Source organism: Massilibacteroides sp., from assembly GCF_028705895.1.
Lineage (GTDB): Bacteria > Bacteroidota > Bacteroidia > Bacteroidales > Tannerellaceae > Massilibacteroides.
Genome location: NZ_JAQWCQ010000036.1, coordinates 1 through 20,458 on the forward strand (window position 1 = coordinate 1; position 20,458 = coordinate 20,458).

A 20,458-nucleotide genomic window follows, 5' to 3' on the forward strand; every position below is an offset into this window, starting at 1 on the left:
TAATAACCATTTGTGCATTTTTCTAGTAGAAGAGTGCTGCCTTTTCTTTGTCTAAAAATTGAGTTATTAACCGAAATCACCTATTTAAACGTGATTTCACAGACATAATTTACGTATGAAAAAATATTAGTCCTCTGCACAGGCAACAGTTGCCGTAGCCAAATAGCCGAAGGCTACCTGCGCTACTTTGCAGACGACAAAGCCGATGTGTATAGCGCAGGCGTAGAAACGCACGGTGTTAATCCACGCGCCATAGAAACGATGAAGGAATACGGTATCAACATTTCGGGGCATACTTCAAACAACGTGGACGAATACCGCGACATTGATTTCGATTTTGTAATCACCGTTTGCGACAATGCCCGCGAACGCTGTCCGTACTTCCCGTCCAAAGCTGAAAAGTTTCATCAAAACTTTCCCGACCCCGCCAAAGCACAGGGAACGGAAGCAGAAATCATGGGCGAGTTCCGCCGCGTGCGCGACCTGATTAAAACCTACTGCAAACAATTCGTTGAAGAAAACATAAACAAATAAATTGACCATGAAGAATGTAGTATTAGCCTTGTTGCTGTTGGTTTCCGTTACCGCATGTAATAATCAACCGGGCAAAAAAACGGAAAACAAAGACACACAAACCACAGCAGCCGTAGCCACGACCGATACATCGGTCGTAAACGTCTATTATTTTCACGGAAAGCAGCGTTGCAAAACCTGTGTAGCTGTTGGCGACGTAGCCAAAGAAACCATTGAAAAAGCATACGTAGGCAACAGCAAAGTAGTCTTTACCGAAATAAACACCAGTGAAGATGCCACCAAAGCATTGATAGAAAAATACGAAGTAACGTGGAATGCTTTAATAATCGCCAGAGGAAGCGGCAACATCGAAATTACGAAACAGGCGTTCGCTACTGCCGTTGAGAATCCGCAATCGTTGGAAACGCTAATTAAAGACGAAGTAAACAAACGCCTGCAATAGTATGGAATGGTTGCAAAATTTAGCCGACAGTTCAAATATTCCGCTGCTCACCGCCTTTATTTTGGGGTTAATGACGGCGATAAGCCCTTGCCCGTTGGCTATGAACATCACTGCCACCGCCTATTTGAGCAAAGACATTACCGACAAGCGGCGCGTGATGTTCAACGGCGTGTTCTACACGCTGGGGCGCATGTTCAGTTACACGGCGTTGGCAAGCATTATCTTTTTCGGTGCAAGCAAACTGCATGTGGCCAGGTGGTTTCAACAAATTGACGGCATTTGGATAGGTATTGCCCTTGTTGTATTCGGCATCCTGATGTTGGATGTTATCAAATTTGACATTCCGTTCTTTAGTAAAATCACTTCGTCGGTAAGCCGGCGGAACATCAAGCGCAACTACCTGAACGCTTTTCTTATGGGCGTTTTGTTCTCGTTGGCATTTTGTCCGTACAGTGCCGTGTTGTACTTCGGTGGGCTTATTCCGATAACGCTTGCAAGCAACGAAGGATTATTGCTGCCGCCCGTGTTCGCCATTGCCACAGGCTTGCCCGTAATCATTATTGCCTGGCTATTGGCATATAGTGTGGGTAACATCGGCAAATTCTACAACAGCATGAACACTTTTCAAAAGTGGTTCAAACGTATTATTGCCGCCGTATTCATCGTGGTTGGCATTTATTACATCATTATAAACATCTAAAAAACAAAAGATATGGAAATTGCAATATTGGGTACGGGTTGCAACAAATGCAAAACCCTGTACGAACGGGTTCAGAATGTAGTGGGTGAAACACAAAGTACCGCTACCGTAAAGAAGATAGAGGATATTACCGAAATCATGAGATTCGGCGTTATGAGTACGCCCGCCGTAGTAATCGACGGAACAGTCGTTATGCAGGGTGGACTTCCGAAAGAAAGCGAAATCAAGGAATGGCTTTCTAAAGGAAAACCAGACATGAAAGAGTTGGTAAAGCAACGTTACAACGATTTGGCTGTATTAAACAAAGAGTCAATAGGCTGTTGTTGTAATCCGATGGCGCCCGCCGCCCCGTCAAAGAAAGTGTTTACAATAATGAGTGAGGATTATAGCCAATTGAAAGGCTATGAACCCGATGCCGATTTGGGCGTTGGTTGCGGACTTCCCACACAATACGCCCGTATACAAAAAGGCGATACTGTGGTAGATTTGGGAAGTGGGGCAGGTAACGACTGTTTTATTGCCCGTGAAGAAACAGGCGAAACAGGCAGTGTAATCGGAATCGACTTCGCCCCTCAAATGCTTGCCCGCGCAAGAGCCAACGCAACCAAACGGGGATTTACCAACGTGGAATTTCTGGAAGGCGACATCGAAAATATGCCTTTACCAGATAAAACAGCCGATGTGGTGGTAAGCAATTGTGTATTGAACCTATTGCCCTGCAAAGACCGTATTTTCAAAGAGATTTACCGTGTATTGAAACCTGGCGGCCATTTCTGTATCTCAGACGTGGTGTTGAATGGCGTATTCCCGAAAGAATTTACGGATAACGCCGCCATGTATGCGGGCTGCATTGCCAGCGCCATTCAGCGCGAAGAATATTTGGGCGAAATTGAAAAAGCAGGCTTTGCCGATATTAAAGTGGAACGGACAAAAACAATCACTATTCCCGATGATGTGTTGCAGGAACATTTGGACGAAGCTACTATCGAAAAATACCAAGCGGGAAACGTGGGTATCTATTCGATTACGGTAACAGGAAAACGGACGGAATAAAATTATAGATTTTTTCGGCTAAAAAGTTTGGATTAGTCTTAGAATTCTTTTCGATCTTCGGCATAAGCACTTCCTATAGAGATAAACAACAATAATAAAAGTAAATATTTTTTCATTAGATTGAATTATAAAAATCCCAGCCTCTTTAAAGAAGCCGGGAGATGAGACTAATTATTTTGACAATATTGGCGGAGTACAATTTGTACAATATGTTGTACAACAAGCCCGAGTTGAATAATTTCCATTCAGATTTACCGGTATAAGATAATTCGCCGATGCAAATACAAAATAATGTGTCGTATTATTACTCAGCGTTTCGGTCGCTACACCCGAAGTCGTGGGATATCCAAATGTACCCGACAAACCCTGTCTGACATTGAACGACCAGTAATTGTAAGTCCAACCCGATTGCCACTCATGATCTGAATTTCCCGGAGTAGGCAATACCCAGAAATCATAATCATAAGCAGGATAGCTGTAGGCAGCATCCAAAGGATGTTTGATTACACCTGTATTCTTAGATGCATTAAGAGCCCGATCTACTAAAGTTGACGGTGTCGGGTCAACAGGTACTACAAATTGATTATATGGAGCAAGGCAATTAGAGACATCTGTGTAATGGAACTGAATAGTATCCCTATCAACCAGTCCTTGAGCTCCAGTCCAATCGAATTCAAGTGGCACACGATCTTCTTCGAATCCGTCAAAATTATACCCGAACCCTCCTACAGTAAAGTTACCCCCACCGGTGTTTTGTAGAAGTACCGAGAACCGGCAATCAAAATTAGCTACTGCACGGAGCATATCAATGCTATATTTCGTGACGTTCGTGGGACCATAGATAGGATGCTGGTATTGGGAAACCCAACGGTATCCCCAGATTAGAATGCTGTCATTATCACCACGTATGGCAGCTTTTCCATCCGTCCACTTGACCAGTAAATAGGCCGTATCAATAGCCAAAACCGGATATACCGATTCAGTACAACCTACCCAACAATCAACATCACCAGGATTGATGTTACTTACATTGCCGACAGGCGTTCGAAGTTCCGGCGCAGCAAACCTTTTTTCGTGCGCCTGCTTGGTTAACAACTCGTGGACGTGCCCTTGCACTTTGACCACATTACCTACTCTCTGTTGGGCGAAGAGCCCGGCGCTCATGCTGAACGCAAGGAGAATCATTAGATGCTTTCTCATAAAAATTAAGTGTTAATTAGATTAATAAACTAATCAACCTCACTGCTCGCACGCTTCTGTGGGGAAACGGCGGGCTCATGCTCTTTTTGTGAATTTTCTTTTTAATTTGCAGTTTCATGTATTTATGATTTATTGATTTGTAATCCGTAATTTGAACGCGATCTGTGTCGTGCCGTTTTCGGCGGACAGAATGTAGAGTCCGGCGGGTAGTGCGGTGATATGACTTTCTTCCGGTCCGCTAACTGTGAATGTACGCAATGGCTGTCCGTTCAGGTTGAATATCGTACAGCGGTATCCTGCCAGATTGGATAGCCAGATATGACCGCCGACATAGTGAGCGGAAGGTTTGTCGGTGTCTATTACTTCTATGCCCGTAGCCGTATCGGTCACTTCGCAGTTTAGCGTGGCCTTATGCCCTCCGTCTTAGGAGGTAACGGTGATTACTGCTGTGCCCGGAGCCACGGCAAAGAGCAGCCCGTTTACGGTTACCTCTACGATTTCCGTATCCGAAGAACTCCAACTTACAGTTTTGTTCGTTGCGTTATCGGGATAGACTGTAGCCGTTAGCATCTGTGTATCACCGACTTTCAGCGTGGCTGATTCCTCACTCAGCGTCACCTTCTCAACCGGAATTGTGGATGCTTCCGAAGAAGTAACCTTTACCTCGCACGAAGCGATGTAATAACCATCGTTTGTAATAGCCTGTATCGTAGTCGTGCCCGGAGAAACAGAAGTAACCAAACCGTCTTTCACGGTTGCTACATTCGTCTTACTGCTCTTCCAGGTAATTTTGGAATTGGACGCATTCGCCGGATAGATTGTCGCGGTCAAGGTGGCACTTTCTCCCTTTTTCAGCGTTAAAGAAGATTGGTCAAGCCCCACACTCTCGGTAAAAACGGGAACCGTAGTGGATTTTCCCGTCAGGTGGAGATCTTCCGCTCCCAGTATTTCGGTGGATACTTCACCGATCCACCCGTTATACTGATTCACTCCCGTATAAACCTTGACAAAATGAATGCCCGAAAGCGACACCTTATTCCTATTTGCATCTACGGCCCATTCGATATTAAACCCCGAACGATCATCATTGTCCGGATGATTATCCGCATAGCCCCAGTGGTAGGCATAGCCGACATAATACTTTCTCTTTCCGCTTTCGTCCACATAATTATCAGCCAGTTTGCTCCCTTTAAAGACCATTTGTCCGTCATCGATCCACTGTGGATAATAAGGCTGCGAGTGATACATATTCCGGAATATATAACCTTGTCCTCCCTGATTGTCCGTCCATTTCAGATAGGAAGTATCCGTCAGATAAGGCGCTCCCGATTCATCGGTATAGGTATTATCCGGAGTCGGCGTTTTGTTCTCGTCTGGTTTGTGATAGGTTATTTCGTAGTTTTTGATCGTTCCGGCGCGATTATATTCGCTTCCCGCCAGTTCATACCAGGCATCATCCGGTTCTCCATTGCCATTTGCGTCATACGATACCATTACAATTCCCGGCTCACAGCTTCCCCCTTCTCTCGAAGCATCTCCGTTCGGATTAGAATTTGAATAAAATGCATTAGCCAGTATTTTAAAATCATACTTACCCGGTACATTTTCCACCATATGATCAAAGCCGAAGACTACATAACCGCCAAATCCACCCAAAGAAATCATGCCTTGCTTATCATTCGCGATTGCAGCCTCCACTTTTCGGATCATATCCGCTTTCGTATCGCCGGATTTGTATTCAGGGAGCCCATTGGTAAACTGTCCCGGAGCCAGTACAAAATCATACACCTTATTAATATAAGGAGAGTGGGACTGAACATAACTGCTGATACACACAAGCAGACCTATCACCCAAAGTGACATCCGTTTTTTCATTTTCTTACTAAAATTAGACTAAAATAAAACGCTGTTTCCCCCAAACCCTGGCAGAGGAAAACACAAAACATGTACGGCAGGTCTTCTGACTTACTCTGTTTTGAAACGACCTTCCCGTTTTAAAGAAAAACAGTGGCAATGAGATTTGTCTCAAAACAATAAATGAGCTTACAGCAGCGGGGTCTGTCCGGGATTCGCACCCGGTTCCCTTTTAATCACATCCTCCGAAAGGAGAAAAATGAACCAATACGATGACAAAAATAGGTAAAAAGCATTATTAGACAATCTTTTAACAACAAAAAAAAGCCCGCACCAGTATTAATAAAACAACAACAATTCATAGAGAAGAGATTTGATCACCATACCTGTGTTTTTTTAATAAAGATCTTTTGTAACTAAACCTAACATTCAACTATATAATTTTTCTTTTTCCATAAACAGAAAAAAACATCTAATAAGAAACATTAGAGTTATAGCATTAGTGATTTATTTGAAGTTTACAGATATAATATAGGTAAACCGATCTTTTATTTTGTCAATTTAGATATTTGTTGCTATTTCGTATCCAAGTATGGAATTGTTTGAAGAGCAAAAAATATTACAAGAGATCGCATCAGGAAAAATTGAGGCTTTTGAACAGTTGTTTATCGTTTATCAGCCCAAATTGCTTAGTTTCCTTACAGGTTTAACTCACGATAAAGAGATTAGTCGTGATATGGCTCAGGATTTATTCGTTTCGCTATGGAATAATCGCAAAAGATTAAACCACATACAATCTTTCTCTCCTTATCTTTTCCGGATGGCGCGTTATACGGTATATGACTATTTTGATCATCTTGTCGTATCTCAAAAATACACCAATGAGTATTTAAAGGAAAATTCAGAATTCATATCAGAGGAAGAAAAACTTTTCGTTCGTGAACTACAGGAAATTATAAATATAACCGTTAGCAATATGTCTCCGCAACAATCTAGAATATATCGTATGAGTCGCGAGGATGGTTTGTCAAACGGCGAAATAGCCACGATCTTAGGAATTAGTAAACGAACCGTAGAGAATCACCTTACAGCAGCGTTATCTATTCTCCGAAAAGTTATTTACTTATTACTAATCAGTCTTTCTTCATAACAACAAAAAAACATCATATAATATGTGTGTATAACGTCGTTTACCCGACATTAAAATAAAAGCACATGATTTAATGAGAAATCACGAAAGAATAAAACAACTAATAGGTCTCTATTTTGGGAAGAAATTCTCACTCAATACATGTATCCTGTTTGGTCGTTGGTTAATTGCTGAAGACGGAAAAGTCCCAAAATCGAAAGTGCTAGAAGAGATTTGGAGACAAACCTCAACCAAATCAACAAAAGAGACATCCAGAGATTGGATGGAATTACAAAACAGAATTAAACCAAAACCATCTGTTTTACATAGCCTACGATGGATTAAATATGCTGCTGCTATTGGTCTTATTATTACAATAGGAGCAACAATCTGGATTACGGGCAGAACACCAGTCAGCCCTACTATAAAAATGGCTGAAATATTTGTACCATACGGAGATAGTCAATCTATTATATTGCCGGACAGTTCGGAAATTATGTTGAACGCGGGTTCATTACTTGTTTATCCTGTAAGTTTTGAGAATAGTCTGTCACGAACAGTATATCTTACAGGTGAGGCTTCTTTTTCTGTTCGAAAAAATCCAGAGAAACCTTTCATTGTAGAAACAAACCATATGAGTGTACGTGTTCTTGGTACTATTTTCACTGTAAAATCATATCCTGGTGATACCTGCACGACAGCAACATTGGAAGAAGGAAGTGTTCTAGTTAAGGTTAAAGAAACAGACATAGAAGCAGTAATCTTAAAACCAGAACAACAATTAGTTTACTCACATAAATCAAATTCTATAAATATAATGAATATAGATATCGAGTTGTTTCAATTGAAGAAAACAGGATATTTAATTTTTGAAAACAGCTCATTTAATGAATTGATGATAGCATTAGAACGAAAATTCAATGTAACGATCCAATATAATTCTCAAAAACATGCAGGGGATTATTATAATATTAAGTTCTCGCCCGAAGAATCTCTTGAAGATGCACTTCGTGTACTTGAACAATTGATAGGCATACATTTTAAAATAGATAAAAAAACAGTAATTATTAACTAAAAAACGGAGGAGAGCGTATAAGAAAAAGAAAACCGGAAAGATAAACGACTAAATTCCTCTTCCCGGTGATTGAAATCGAACTATAAATTACATCAAGAGACGTAAAACGTCAAAAAAAATTATTCAAATTTCAAACAACCAAAGATAAAAACTTTATGAATCTAATACAATTGAAAGCGGATAAATCGTTTTTATTCCTGCTTATTATAGGTTTTCTGTTTGTCTGTGAGATATCTACCTATGCACAACACCAACAGGTAAACCTCAGAGGATCTAATCTGACATTAAAGGCTGTATTCAAACAAATTGAGCAACAAACAAAATTGTTCATTGATTATAATACCAGTGATATTAATGATAGTCAGATATTAACAGAGCTTCCTCAAACCAATAGTGTTAAAACAGTATTGGAACAATTACTAAAAAAATCAGGATGTAAGATAACTTTCAGTAATGGGCATGCTATTATTACAAAAGACAATAAAGTCAATCACCCACCTAAAAAAGTAAGCGGTATAGTGAAAGACGAAAAAGGAGAGCCGGTAATTGGAGCCAACATTATTGAGAAAGGAACAACAAACGGTACAATAACTGATTTGTATGGAGCTTACATTATAGATGTTCCTGAAGGGGGTATTTTACAGATTTCCTATATTGGCTATAACTCACAGGAGGTCAAAGTAACCAGTAATAATATCATTAATTTTTCGCTGTTAGAAGATACGGAAGCTCTGGAAGAAGTGGTCGTTATTGGATATGGTCAACAAAAAAAAGTAAGCATAACGGGTGCTGTCGGGAATATCAAAAGTGAAAACATCAACCGCCTGGCAAACAGTACAACAGCGTCAATGCAGGGAACATCCCCTGGCTTAACTATTCTGGACAAGGGAGGATCTCCGGGACGCGCAACAACTACACTTCGCATCAGAGGAGTCACAACAATAAATAATAGTGATGCTTTATTACTTGTCGATGGAGTAGAGCAACGCATATCTGACATAAATCCGGATGACATAGAAAGTGTTTCTGTTTTAAAAGACGCCTCAACTACTGCTATTTACGGATCACGGGCTGCTAATGGCGTTGTATTGGTAACAACTAAGCGAGGGAAAGAAGGCGGTGTAAAGATTGATTTCAATTCTTATTGGGGAATACAAAAGGTCACCAACAAACCCGAACATATGGAAACGGTAACTTATATGAAACAACAGAACTATGCCTTCCAAAATGCAGGACAATCTTCACGATATTCTGAGACATTTATTCAGGAATGGATAGATAATCATAAAAGCGACCCTATCACTTATCGAGAAGCAAACCAGTGGCAAGATGCGGTTTATCGTTCAGCATTACAGCATAATTATAGTTTGACTGTTAGTGGAGGGAATGAGAAGGCAAAAGGGTTAATGGCCTTACGATATTATAATCAGGATGGAGTAGTGCCGAACTTCAATTCAGAGATTAAAGAAATTCGTGTTAATACTGATTTTACACCTTTCAAAAGATTAAAGTTATCAGCCGATGCGAATTTCAGGAGCAGATATTCTTCAGCACCAGTTGAAGCGTATGAATATGACAAAAATGGGGGAGGAATATTCTATTCCATGTACCACGCAACACAATTCGTTGTCCCAAGATATTCTGACGGTAGTTATGGATTAGGGAATAAAAATGCCAATCCATTAATGCTTGCAGAAATGGCTGGAGATGATAAACAATGGAATAATCTTTTCGTTGGAAATCTGAAAGCTGAAGTAAATCTTACAGATGGTCTTAGGTTTATTACTCAATACGCACAACGTTACGCTTTTAATAAGACAGTAGCTTTTACCAACGCTTATACAGTAACAGACAATAATTTTCTTGATTGGAATGCAACAGCAAAAGACGAACATTATAGTCCCAATACAACGCGTATTCGCAAAAGAGATATTTCAAGAAACAGCATGAATGATTATCGTGAGGATATAAACGAATATACTCTCAATTTACTCTTGGATTATGAAAAACGGTTTGACAAGCACAATCTACACATATTAGCTGGTTTTTCTCAGATAGAAAACAAATGGTCTCACAACCAAGCATACCGTCAGGACTTTTACAACAATGACGTTAAATCTATAAATATGGGTTCAGAAAGCAGCTGGAAAAGTTACGGTTATAATAATGAATATGCCCTAAGATCATATTTCGGACGTGTAAACTACAATTATGACAATCGCTATTTACTTGAAGGAAATCTTCGTTATGATGGAACTTCACGTTTCACTGGAAATAATCAGTACGGAACGTTTCCTTCTTTCTCTGTCGGGTGGCGTATTTCAAATGAAGCATTCTGGAGTGATGAATTACGCGATATTATTTCAGATCTAAAAATAAGAGGCTCGTGGGGGAAGACAGGAAACCAAACAGCAGGACTTTATGCCTTTTATGAAAGTTATTCTTCTACCACCTATAATTTTTCGGACAATGTCGTGCAGGGATACATGCAAACATCTTTGGCTAATAAAGACCTTAAATGGGAAACCAGCACACAAACAAATATAGGAATTGACGCCGGCTTCTTAGATAATAGATTAACTCTAACCGCAGATTATTACTATAAACGGACGGATGGTATTTTAGTTAGTTTACCTATTTCAGGTACTATCGGATTGGATGCACCGGTTCAAAATGCGGCAATTGTAGATAATAAAGGATTCGAATTATCTCTGGACTGGAAAGATAATATAGGTGATTTCTTATACGGTTTAAATTTTAATATATCAAACAACTGGAATGAAGTAATCAGCTTGGGAGGAGCCAACCCGACAATCAGCGGTGGAGCTTCTGATGTACTAACAACTGTCAGAGAAGGCTATGCGCTCAATTCATATTGGGGATATGAAACGGACGGATTTCTGACACAGAACGACCTGGACAAAGCCTACCCTAAATACGACAGTCGAATGACATTGGGAGACATAAAATATATTGACCGAAATAAAGATAGCGTAATTGACGCGGAAGATATGACAGTAATCGGGAATGAATTTCCACGTTATCCATTTGCTTTTTCCGGAAACATGAGTTGGAAAGGTTTTGATTTTTCTTTCATGTTCCAAGGCGTAATGAATGCACAAACAAGGGTTTCGGGAGCATTAGCTGAAGGCGGTAATTTTGAAGGATTTACACTCAATATCTTCAAAGATTACTGGACTCCGGACAACACAAATGCACGTTTTCCACGTCCGAGAAAGAGCGTTGATTATAATGCAATGATGTCTGACTTTTGGGTTATTGATGCGAATTATATTAGACTAAAAAACCTGCAATTAGGATATACACTACCTCGTGAGAAAACAAAAAAGTTCAACGTTGAAAAGGCACGCATTTATTTGTCCGGTAGTAATTTGTTGACATTCTCTCCCTTGAAAGAATGGGGTCTTGATCCGGAATTTGTTTCAGGACGTTTCCTATATTACCCACAGACAACAGTATATACGATAGGTCTTAACCTGACATTCTAAATGTTTTAACCTTTAAATGTATAATTTATCATGAAAAAGAAATATTTATATATCATTGTTTTTCCTCTCCTGTTGGGATGTACGGATGTTCTAAACACAATACCGACAGATCGGTTATCATCAGAAGTATATTGGAAAACAGATCAGGATGCAGAATACGCTGCCAATGCAATTTATCGTTTTCTTGAGAGTCCGGGAACTTTAATCGGGCGTGATATTATGACTGATATGGCAAGGGCAACCTTTGAAACCTCTGATGAGACAAAAGTAGAAACCAGTATTGCCGATCCTCAAACCAATATATTTCAAAACACATGGAATGATTTGTACAAGGGAATACGCCGTTGTAATGATTACTTGGAGAATGTAGAGAAGATAGTTCCAACCGATGTTAATAAGGTAAATCGTATTACATCGGAAGTTCGTACTTTGCGTTGTTATTTCTATGCTCGGTTGGTCGCCTATTTTGGAGAAATACCACTTGTTAAAACTCCCATTGGAATTAGCGAATCAAAGACATTGACAAGAACTCCTGTCCCAGAAATCTATGACTTTATTTATACGGAAATTACAGAAGCTGCCAGTTTTCTACCCGATAAAGCTACAGAAATAGGACGCGTAACGAAGGGTGCTGCTTTAGGCATTCTGGCAAGAACGATGTTATTTGCGTCAGGGAATGTGACTAATACAGACAATCGTACTGAGCTTTATCTTCAACGAGCAAAAGAAGCCGCTGATGCAGTAATCGATTTAAAGGCCTATTCATTACTGCCTAAATATCAAGAGTTATTCACATACTCAAATGAGAATAATATTGAAATTATCTTGGACCATCAGTACATGAAGGATATTTACGCTAATGCCGTAATGAATAACTTTGGGGCAGTTTCTTTAGGTAATAATGGTTCTATGCTATCGCCGACCAAAAAACTGGTTGATGAATATGAGACTAAGAATGGGAAGACTATAACAGAAGATAATTCATATGATCCAAAAGATCCATATAATAACCGGGATCCTCGGTTAAGTTATACGCTCTATTATCCAGGAAGCTTATTACCAAATGGAACAACCTATGACTCCCGTCCGGGTTGGAGTACGTCAGCAGATGTTATCGGTGCAAGTTATCAGGTTTCCAAAACAGGATTACTCCCAAAGAAATACATCAATACTGAAGATATCGGCCAGAGTAACCGGAGTAACTGTGGTATCAATCTGATTATTCTCCGTTATGCTGAGATATTGCTTATTGCTGCAGAATCTAGAATTGAATTGAATACAGAATTAGATGTTGCGTTAAGTTATATAAATCAGATTCGCCAACGAAGTGATGTAAGTATGCCAACTTTATCAATAGTAGCCCAGAAAGAATTACGTGAGGCTGTTCGGCATGAGAGAACTGTTGAGCTAGCGCTAGAAGGACATCGTTTCTTTGATATAAAACGGTGGAAAATAGCTGAAGACGTTTGTAATATGGACAAAGTGGATGGAATTCAATATATTGACAAGAATAGTGGAGAATTGACGACTGTGACAACTGATTATAAAAAGAAATTTACGTCAAGAGATTATCTGTGGCCTATTCCATATAATGAACGGCAATTAAATACAAACTTAACTCAAAATAACGGTTGGGATTAATTATGAAGATAAAAATAACAAAAACATGGTCACTCACTGCGCTTGCCTTTACGGCAGGCGTATGTGGTTGTTCGAATAAAAATGAGGAAGTAAAAAACAGCAAGCCAAATATCTTGCTTATTCTGGCAGACGATTTAGGCTATTCCGATTTAGGTTGCTATGGAGGAGAAGTACAGACTCCCAATCTTGACAAATTAGCAGCCAACGGAGTACGCTTTAGCCGTTTCTATAATGCTGGCCGGAGTTGTCCATCCAGAGCCTCTTTGTTGACAGGACTCTATCCTCATCAGGCTGGCATTGGAAGAATGACGTTCGATGATCATCTTCCAGGATACAGAGGAACGATGACTCACAATGGGGTAACTATTGCAGAAGTATTGAAAAAAAATGGCTACCAAACCGGAATGATCGGGAAATGGCATGTAGCAGAAACCCCTTTACGTCCTGACCAACGAGAATGGTTAGCCCATCATGTACAATACGATGAGTTTGCTTCCAAAGAGAACTATCCAACACATAGAGGTTTTAATGATTTTTATGGTACCATCTATGGAGTAGTTGATTATTTTGATCCTTTTAGTCTTGTTAATGGAGAAGCCCCAGTAAACGTAGTTCCAAATGATTATTATAGCACAATCGCTTTGTCTGATAGTGCAGTATCCTATATAAACCGATATTCCCAATCAGAAAATCCTTTTTTCATCTATCTTGCTTATCATTCTCCACATTGGCCTTTACATGCTTTGGAAGAAGATATAAAGAAATATGAAGAAGTATATAGAGTTGGTTGGGAAGCTATCCGGCAGGCTCGTTATGAACGAATGAAAAAGCTAAGTATCTTTAATGATCAATCAGACTTCTTATCCGACCGTCAATCTCCCAAAGAATGGGAAACTAATCCAGATCACGAGTGGGATGCACATGCTATGGCAGTACATGCGGCAATGATTGACAGAATGGATCAGGGTATCGGTCAAGTATTAAAAGCATTGGAAAAATCCGGTAAATTAGAAAATACGTTGATACTATTTATGTCAGATAATGGATGCAGTCCTGAAATTTGCCAGAATTATCCTCCAGGAGAGAATGATCGCCCAGATATGATGCGTGATGGTACTCCGATTATTTATCCAAAACAGAAAGAAGTATTACCTGGTCAGGAAACGACCTATGCTTCGATTGGTCCTGAATGGGCAAATGTTGCAAACACTCCATTCCGTTTTTGGAAAGCAAAGATGTATGAAGGAGGAATTTGTACACCAATGATCGCTCACTGGCCAGCAGGAATAAAGGTAAAGAAAGGAACTATAACCAATGAAGCTTGCCATATTATAGATGTTATGGCTACCAGCATTGAATTATCAGGAGCTGAATATCCTAAAAAATATGCAGGTAATGATATTATTCCTTTGGAAGGAAAAAGCATCATTCCTATTCTGGAAAAAGGAAAACGTAATGGACATAAAATTATCGGTTTTGAACACTTTAATGAAAAAGCATTAATGAGTGACGATGGTTGGAAAATCATACAACCTGGTAAGAAAGCGCAATGGGAACTATATAACCTAAATGAAGACAGATCTGAACTAAAGAATCTTGCCGATAAATATCCTGACAAGGTGGCCCAAATGGTTAAAGAATATCAAATATGGGCAGAAAAGACAATGGTTCTACCAGCTCCTAACTAAATTAAATCAGGAATGATATATAAAATTGTTTTTCCTATTCGTATTGGTATTTAAAAAATATTGATTTTAAAAGTTGAGGCTCTTTGATAGATGGATCTAAGAGCTTCAACTTTTATATCATCATTTCATCTCATTTGTCTTAGGACGTAAAATTGTCAGTTGTAGAATCAAGATAAGAGCAACGACTCCCGCCATCAACATAAAGTCTTGTGCGAGGTGTCCACCGTCCATAGATTTGCCTAACAGTGAGGTTATCAATGCCCCGGCAAAAACTCCGGTCATATTCATAATCCCGTAAGCTGTTGCACGTAATCTTGCAGGTACAAACTGACAAAGAATTGGCATATTATTCGCGTCAAACATACCAAAACCAATACCAAAGCACACTGCGCCACCAATTACAGGCAGTAATGTATGTCCTGTACCCAAAAGTAATAAGGCTGGTATAGTCAGTCCCAATCCGATAGCTCCAGTATATACACGTCCACGCAGGTTTCGTTGTATCCACTTGTCTGAAAGAATACCGCCGAAAATTACACCTATAAAAGAAGACACGGCAATAGTAATTGTGGATAGAGGACCAGCTTGTGTCATATCAATGGATAAATTCTCTGAAAAAAGCGTAGGTAGCCAGTTCTTCGTTGCCCAACCCGGCAAACTTGGCACAGCGAAATAAAACAGAATTACCCAAAATGCAATATTGGTAAAAAGCATCGAAAGACCTTTCAGTAGAGGAATCTTATCAGACACTTGTGTTGTTGTTTTTCGATCGTACCTTCCCTCTTTTTCACGTAAAAAAAAGATTAGTATCAAACTATAGACAACGCCGATAATTCCAAAATAATGAAAAGTAGCCTCCCAGGATATTTTATTAGCAACAGTTGCTCCAAAGCCACCGATGGCTTGTCCGGCATAAAGTCCCGTCATATGAATCCCAACAGCTAATGAACGCGTCTTGTCCGTATGAAAGTCAGCAATCAACGATAGAGCAGAAGGAATATATAATGCTTCACTTACTCCCATTATGGCACGTAACACGTATAGCTCTGAAAAATTACTTGCATAGCCCATGCGCCAGGTCACGGCAGACCAGACAAAGAGGCTTCCTACAATCAGCCATTTTCTATTCAACCGATCTGCTATTATACCGGAAACCGGACTCATAAAACCATAGATCCAAAGAAAGACGGCCATTAGACGACCAAAGTTTGCAGCAATCTCTAGCTCCGTTATATCCGCCATCATAGCATCCCGCATTGTAGAAAGCATCTGTCTGTCCATATAATTCAACAACGCAACTACCCATAACAACGCGACTACCACCCAGGGATATATATTCTTTTCTTTCATCTTATTTTATCTCCTTTAAATTAATCTGCTGAAAAATCATATCTGCCTGACTCCCTTCATATAGAACACCTATGGTGGAATCATTTATGGAGGTAATACAAGAATATCCCCTACCACGATACTCATCCAATAGTATCCACCGATCTTCCGGCCAAGTCATCCCATCATCATAGCTTATTTTCAGTGTGATATGATCACGAGTCGAAATAGAACTTGGATTAACAAACAAAAGCAAACTCTTTTTCTCTCCATTTTCCATATATTCATGCCTGTGAATACTGGCCATGCAGGTAGGTTCTATCAAGGCATTTCGGGAGGTAGGATGTTCTGTCCACGTTTTTCCCAAATCAGTTGTTGTACAGATTCTGCGTCCGTTATTTTCTGTGTTTCCGCGATTCCGATTATCACGCATATTCAACATGATGGAGCCGTCGGACAATTCTACCGCCATACACTCGGTTGTATTATGGTAAGCCGGTTCAGAAGCTGTCCAGGTCCTTCCACCATCTTTACTCCAGGTAATATTGGAGAATGGCTTCCCTTCCTTATCTCTTCCCTGCGTCGGGAAAACAAGTGTACCGTCTTTCAAGGTAATACCATGTCCTGGAGCAGGAGCATACAGCCACCACTCTTTCTTTTTATCCTTCGTAATGTTTATCGGTTCGCTCCAAGTCAGGCCATCATCCGTACTCTTGGTTATAAGAAATTGGGATGTTTCTTTAACCCCAAAACCCGGTTGAGAGCCTTTGGCTTGCCACTGATGTATCCAGCGTGTACTATCTTTAGTCATACCATTCACCCATTTACCGGTTTCACGATCCAACACTCCGTGCATCCAAAGTCCGGCCACATAAATATCACCCGTATTATCATCCACTAAAATACAGGCATCACTTACGCCATTATATTTTTCGGGCAGATCACCCCATTCTTTCATATCCAATACAATTTGCATCGCTTGCCAGGTCAGACCACCATCGGTGCTTCGGTTCAAGGCAATATCCATATGTCCTTGTAAGTCTCGCGCACTTTCATACCGTGCGTCATAGATAGCCAAGAGTGTTCCATTTTTAGATGTAGTAAGCCCAGGAATACGCGAAGTGTGTACGCCATCCTGCATGTGTTGGCGAACGGCTACGCCGGTACGGAGTTTTTTAGCCGTCATCTCCGGAACTACCAAGCGTCCTTTATCCGTTTTTACAGAACGGCAATTCAGGCTGACAGTATTCAACAAATCAATCGAATCACGGAGCTTGACCGTTGCCCAAACCGTAAACGTATCCCGATCCACCGGAATCGATTCAGAAAAAGAAACTTTATTTCCGGAAATAACAGCTTGAGCCAAAATTCTTTTCGGATCAATAAAACCATCCTTTTTAGCCGCATACAAAGATACCGATTCAACAGTAGCCAGATCAGTCGTACCTGCAAAGTCAAAGGTAACTTCCATAATTCGGTAATTCTCTGCAAAAGAACGAATCAGATCAACACGTAGTACTGGATTGGTCTCCTTCCCAGTCAACACAGGAAGAGTAGGATTGGTAATTTCTACCCGGATCGAATCCGTAGAAGACTCGCATGATTGTAGCAACAAGGCTATAATACATAATATTGAAGTTATGTTTTTCATGATGTTTGACTATTTATAATAGTGATACCATTGCATCTGTTTCTTCCAATTTAAAACGTACGGAAACAACAGAGTGTTTCTTTTTACCTGGTTCATATTTTACATAAGTCGTTGCGATTATAGTTCCGTCCAGAAGTATCTCCAAACCCGGATAACCACAGTCAGGACCAGCGTTATTGTGTAATAGCTTTATCTTATATTGCCCGGAATAACCGTTCTTAATATCATTGTAAGTTCCGACCCACGCCACAAAATGTCCTTTTGTCGGACTATTGGGTGCCATATCTCTGAACACAGCCACCAAACGATTATCTGGTGTATATTTAATGATATGCCGATCTCCTGTTAGCCCCCAGATAGTCTCTGTCATTTCACTCCAAGTCTCTCCCTCATCTGTCGAAGTCATCATTAAAGAATGTCCTTTTCGTTGATTTTCGCGTGCAACACAAACTAATGTTTTTCCATCCGGACTCTTTAGGACAAACGGTTCACAGGGTGATTTTCCGTCCTTCTTTCCGACCAATATCGGAGCATTCCAGGTGACACCTCCATCAATAGATTTACTCTGCCATAAAGTCAACGGGCTTTTATCTTTATCATTATGTCCACGATGATATAAGCCCAAATAATCTCCATTAGACAATTGAGTGACACTGGAAAATGCCATAACACAAGGCATTCCAAGACTTTTCATTGATGTCCATGTCTTTCCTAAATCTTCACTATACGTATAAGGCATTTCTGGATGAGCTGCAAATAGCATCAAACGTTCCACTCCTGATTTGTCTTTTAACAGATAAATACTTGGACAATTTCTTGTCTCTTTCCAATCATTCGGAATAGGCAGGTTTTCCCACGTTAGTCCTGCATCTTTACTTACAGCTAAAAAACCAAGTTTCCCGCCATGATCATACGACCAGGAACAAAAGATAGTCTTATTGTCTCCCAACTTGACCGTAGTAGGATGTCCATTATACAAGGTCTCCGTTCCTTGAGCAATAATAATATGTCTGTTTTTATCTCTGGATAAATCTACCCAAGGTAAAGTCTCTACAGTTTGTGCAAACAATGCAGACATAATAGAGCTAAAACACAATATAATCCAAAGTATATTTCTCATGTTATTTATGTTTATTCTATGTAAAGTTATTTTCGGAAGAGCATTAAAAAACTCTCCCGAAAATAGTCTTATTTATCATAACCCGGTGTTTGTGTAATATTCGGGTTCTTATTTATTGAAGTAGAAGATACCGGCCATAATAAAACATTTAATTCATTCTCACGACCTTTCAAGTAGGGGTTCATTTCAAAAGCGACACCGAGACGAATATAATCCCACCACAACTTTCCTTCTGCAGCGAACTCTTTCATTCGTTCTTTTAATATTGCATCTTTCAATGCATCCGCATTAAGAGTTGATACATAGAAGTCTTTAACACCATATGCTCTTTCAGCAATTTTATTCAACGATTTTATTGCACCAGACAAGTCTTGTTTAGCCAATTTAATTTCAGCCTCAAACAAGAGCGCATCTGCATAACGGTAAACGACAATGTCTGAATCAAAGACGCGGGTACCGTTAGTCCAGTCTCCTGCAAATTTATTAATCCATTGGAATGTCGCATTTTTAGGTTCATCAAGATAGGTATCAAAACTCACTTTTGTCCGCTGGTCATTATTCTCAGAAAGTAGTGCCTTATATTCTTCTGTATAAAAACACCATTGCTGATGACTACCTACTTTTACCGGATTATCTATAGCCTCATCCGAAACATATTGAGAAGGAACAAGATAATCAGAAGGATAACCTCCAGTATATTCATCTTTAATATAGCTCCATGCAAAAATTATCTCCGTCCCTTGTTCATTTTCAAAGATATCAGAATAGTTATCTTCCAAACCATACATTGAATTAGTCAATACCGCAGAGACTGCCGTATTCGCTGCATCTAAAAAAGTCTGTCCGCCGCCTCTGACTTTGTACATCCATAAATTATAATCAGCCTTTAACATATTAATTGCCCCTGATGAAGCCAGATTTCGTACTGACACATTGGACGGAATAAGCGATAATGCCATTTCAATATCACTACCAACCTGAGCAAAAAGCTTCTCTGCGGAGTCTCTCACCGGAAATAATCCTTCTTGTTTGTCCGATTCAAATCCATCCAATAAAATAGGTGCATCTCCCCAAACACGTCCGATCCAATAATAGCAAAACGCTCTTACATAATACGCATTCGCTAATACTTCATTTTTCTTATCACCATTAGAGAATGTAATACCTGGAGTATATTTTAGAATCAGATTTGCATTATTAATTGTGGTATATAGATCTCCCCAATTTGTCTGTCCATGATCTGGTCCTATCTGGTTCTGATAAACCTGATCTCTGGCTGTCTGTGTGGTCATCCCGTCACCCCAAAGGCCGGTTCTATATTCACCCCAGTAAATATAGCTTGTATTAAATGTAGCACGGAATTTATTATATAAGCCATACATTGCCGATGTAGCATCACCCTCGTCTTGCCACATGGAAGACGCCGTAACTCCACTTTTTTGTTGTACATCCAAATCTCCATGACAAGACGATAGGATCAAAATGGCAACAATAAAATATATGCTGTTTTTAAGTTTCATACTATTTTCTATT

Annotated in this window: 16 protein-coding genes and 1 riboswitch; of the genes, 9 read left to right on the forward strand and 7 right to left on the reverse strand. The window is 39.8% G+C overall.

Annotated elements, in window-relative coordinates; genetic code table 11:
* The first annotated feature begins 123 nt into the window (after window positions 1–123).
* The 4 genes from PHT93_RS09955 to arsM are packed head-to-tail and all read left to right on the forward strand — an operon-like array spanning window position 124 to window position 2,729.
* Window positions 124–534 carry an arsenate reductase ArsC gene (locus PHT93_RS09955; RefSeq protein ID WP_300242460.1) on the forward strand — a complete coding sequence of 137 codons (411 nt, stop codon included), beginning with the start codon at window positions 124–126 and terminating at the stop codon, window positions 532–534.
* Window positions 535–541: 7 nt separating this feature from the next.
* Complete coding sequence (locus PHT93_RS09960; RefSeq protein ID WP_300242365.1) at window positions 542–976, forward strand: nitrophenyl compound nitroreductase subunit ArsF family protein; 435 nt, start codon at window positions 542–544, stop codon at window positions 974–976.
* Between the two features lies 1 nt (window position 977).
* A complete protein-coding gene (locus PHT93_RS09965) occupies window positions 978–1,676 on the forward strand; it encodes an aromatic aminobenezylarsenical efflux permease ArsG family transporter (RefSeq protein WP_300242368.1) in 699 nt (232 codons plus the stop codon).
* A gap of 12 nt (window positions 1,677–1,688) precedes the next feature.
* On the forward strand, window positions 1,689–2,729 hold the full coding sequence (arsM, locus tag PHT93_RS09970; protein ID WP_300242370.1) for an arsenite methyltransferase: 1,041 nt from the start codon (window positions 1,689–1,691) through the stop codon (window positions 2,727–2,729).
* 171 nt (window positions 2,730–2,900) lie between these two features.
* Here the strand turns inward: arsM and PHT93_RS09975 are convergent, their stop codons facing one another.
* From PHT93_RS09975 to PHT93_RS09985, 3 genes are all read right to left on the reverse strand, one after another.
* Window positions 2,901–3,929, reverse strand: coding sequence for a hypothetical protein (locus PHT93_RS09975; protein ID WP_300242371.1), 1,029 nt, complete (start codon window positions 3,927–3,929; stop codon window positions 2,901–2,903).
* 129 nt (window positions 3,930–4,058) lie between these two features.
* Complete coding sequence (locus PHT93_RS09980; protein ID WP_300242373.1) at window positions 4,059–4,319, reverse strand: T9SS type A sorting domain-containing protein; 261 nt, start codon at window positions 4,317–4,319, stop codon at window positions 4,059–4,061.
* A 33-nt stretch (window positions 4,320–4,352) separates the two neighbouring features.
* Window positions 4,353–5,804: an Ig-like domain-containing protein gene (locus PHT93_RS09985; protein WP_300242375.1), complete on the reverse strand. Its 1,452-nt coding sequence runs from the start codon at window positions 5,802–5,804 to the stop codon at window positions 4,353–4,355.
* Between the two features lie 57 nt (window positions 5,805–5,861).
* Window positions 5,862–6,067, reverse strand: a riboswitch (cobalamin riboswitch).
* 308 nt (window positions 6,068–6,375) lie between these two features.
* On the opposite strand from PHT93_RS09985, the gene PHT93_RS09990 reads away from it, so the two are divergent.
* The 5 genes from PHT93_RS09990 (at window position 6,376) to PHT93_RS10010 (ending at window position 14,825) form a co-directional block, all read left to right on the forward strand.
* Complete coding sequence (locus tag PHT93_RS09990) at window positions 6,376–6,933, forward strand: RNA polymerase sigma-70 factor (RefSeq protein ID WP_300242377.1); 558 nt, start codon at window positions 6,376–6,378, stop codon at window positions 6,931–6,933.
* Window positions 6,934–7,006: 73 nt separating this feature from the next.
* On the forward strand, window positions 7,007–7,987 hold the full coding sequence (locus PHT93_RS09995) for a FecR family protein (RefSeq protein WP_300242379.1): 981 nt from the start codon (window positions 7,007–7,009) through the stop codon (window positions 7,985–7,987).
* 155 nt (window positions 7,988–8,142) lie between these two features.
* Entirely contained in the window at window positions 8,143–11,496 is a 3,354-nt protein-coding gene (locus PHT93_RS10000) for a TonB-dependent receptor (protein ID WP_300242381.1), read from the forward strand.
* 30 nt (window positions 11,497–11,526) lie between these two features.
* Window positions 11,527–13,137: a RagB/SusD family nutrient uptake outer membrane protein gene (locus PHT93_RS10005; RefSeq protein ID WP_300242383.1), complete on the forward strand. Its 1,611-nt coding sequence runs from the start codon at window positions 11,527–11,529 to the stop codon at window positions 13,135–13,137.
* Between the two features lie 2 nt (window positions 13,138–13,139).
* Window positions 13,140–14,825 (forward strand): arylsulfatase, encoded by a 1,686-nt coding sequence (locus PHT93_RS10010; protein WP_300242386.1) that lies wholly within the window; start codon window positions 13,140–13,142, stop codon window positions 14,823–14,825.
* A gap of 120 nt (window positions 14,826–14,945) precedes the next feature.
* Here the strand turns inward: PHT93_RS10010 and PHT93_RS10015 are convergent, their stop codons facing one another.
* The 4 genes from PHT93_RS10015 to PHT93_RS10030 all read right to left on the reverse strand — a co-directional run bounded on the left by PHT93_RS10015 (window position 14,946) and on the right by PHT93_RS10030 (window position 20,445).
* A complete protein-coding gene (locus PHT93_RS10015) occupies window positions 14,946–16,175 on the reverse strand; it encodes an MFS transporter (protein ID WP_300242389.1) in 1,230 nt (409 codons plus the stop codon).
* A 1-nt stretch (window position 16,176) separates the two neighbouring features.
* Complete coding sequence (locus tag PHT93_RS10020) at window positions 16,177–17,805, reverse strand: sialidase family protein (protein ID WP_300242392.1); 1,629 nt, start codon at window positions 17,803–17,805, stop codon at window positions 16,177–16,179.
* A gap of 13 nt (window positions 17,806–17,818) precedes the next feature.
* Window positions 17,819–18,925 (reverse strand): sialidase family protein, encoded by a 1,107-nt coding sequence (locus PHT93_RS10025; protein WP_300242395.1) that lies wholly within the window; start codon window positions 18,923–18,925, stop codon window positions 17,819–17,821.
* 68 nt (window positions 18,926–18,993) lie between these two features.
* A complete protein-coding gene (locus PHT93_RS10030) occupies window positions 18,994–20,445 on the reverse strand; it encodes a RagB/SusD family nutrient uptake outer membrane protein (RefSeq protein ID WP_300242397.1) in 1,452 nt (483 codons plus the stop codon).
* Window positions 20,446–20,458: the final 13 nt, after the last annotated feature.

Excerpts from the sequence above, each read along its gene's own strand:
- PHT93_RS09960 (WP_300242365.1), top strand. The coding sequence starts at position 542 with ATGAAGAATGTAGTATTAGCCTTGTTGCTGTTGGTTTCCGTTACCGCA.
- PHT93_RS09965 (WP_300242368.1), top strand. The coding sequence starts at position 978 with ATGGAATGGTTGCAAAATTTAGCCGACAGTTCAAATATTCCGCTGCTC.
- arsM (WP_300242370.1), top strand. The coding sequence starts at position 1,689 with ATGGAAATTGCAATATTGGGTACGGGTTGCAACAAATGCAAAACCCTG.
- PHT93_RS09975 (WP_300242371.1), bottom strand. The coding sequence starts at position 3,929 with ATGAGAAAGCATCTAATGATTCTCCTTGCGTTCAGCATGAGCGCCGGG.
- PHT93_RS09985 (WP_300242375.1), bottom strand. The coding sequence starts at position 5,804 with ATGAAAAAACGGATGTCACTTTGGGTGATAGGTCTGCTTGTGTGTATC.
- PHT93_RS09990 (WP_300242377.1), top strand. The coding sequence starts at position 6,376 with ATGGAATTGTTTGAAGAGCAAAAAATATTACAAGAGATCGCATCAGGA.
- PHT93_RS09995 (WP_300242379.1), top strand. The coding sequence starts at position 7,007 with ATGAGAAATCACGAAAGAATAAAACAACTAATAGGTCTCTATTTTGGG.
- PHT93_RS10000 (WP_300242381.1), top strand. The coding sequence starts at position 8,143 with ATGAATCTAATACAATTGAAAGCGGATAAATCGTTTTTATTCCTGCTT.
- PHT93_RS10005 (WP_300242383.1), top strand. The coding sequence starts at position 11,527 with ATGAAAAAGAAATATTTATATATCATTGTTTTTCCTCTCCTGTTGGGA.
- PHT93_RS10010 (WP_300242386.1), top strand. The coding sequence starts at position 13,140 with ATGAAGATAAAAATAACAAAAACATGGTCACTCACTGCGCTTGCCTTT.
- PHT93_RS10015 (WP_300242389.1), bottom strand. The coding sequence starts at position 16,175 with ATGAAAGAAAAGAATATATATCCCTGGGTGGTAGTCGCGTTGTTATGG.
- PHT93_RS10020 (WP_300242392.1), bottom strand. The coding sequence starts at position 17,805 with ATGAAAAACATAACTTCAATATTATGTATTATAGCCTTGTTGCTACAA.
- PHT93_RS10025 (WP_300242395.1), bottom strand. The coding sequence starts at position 18,925 with ATGAGAAATATACTTTGGATTATATTGTGTTTTAGCTCTATTATGTCT.
- PHT93_RS10030 (WP_300242397.1), bottom strand. The coding sequence starts at position 20,445 with ATGAAACTTAAAAACAGCATATATTTTATTGTTGCCATTTTGATCCTA.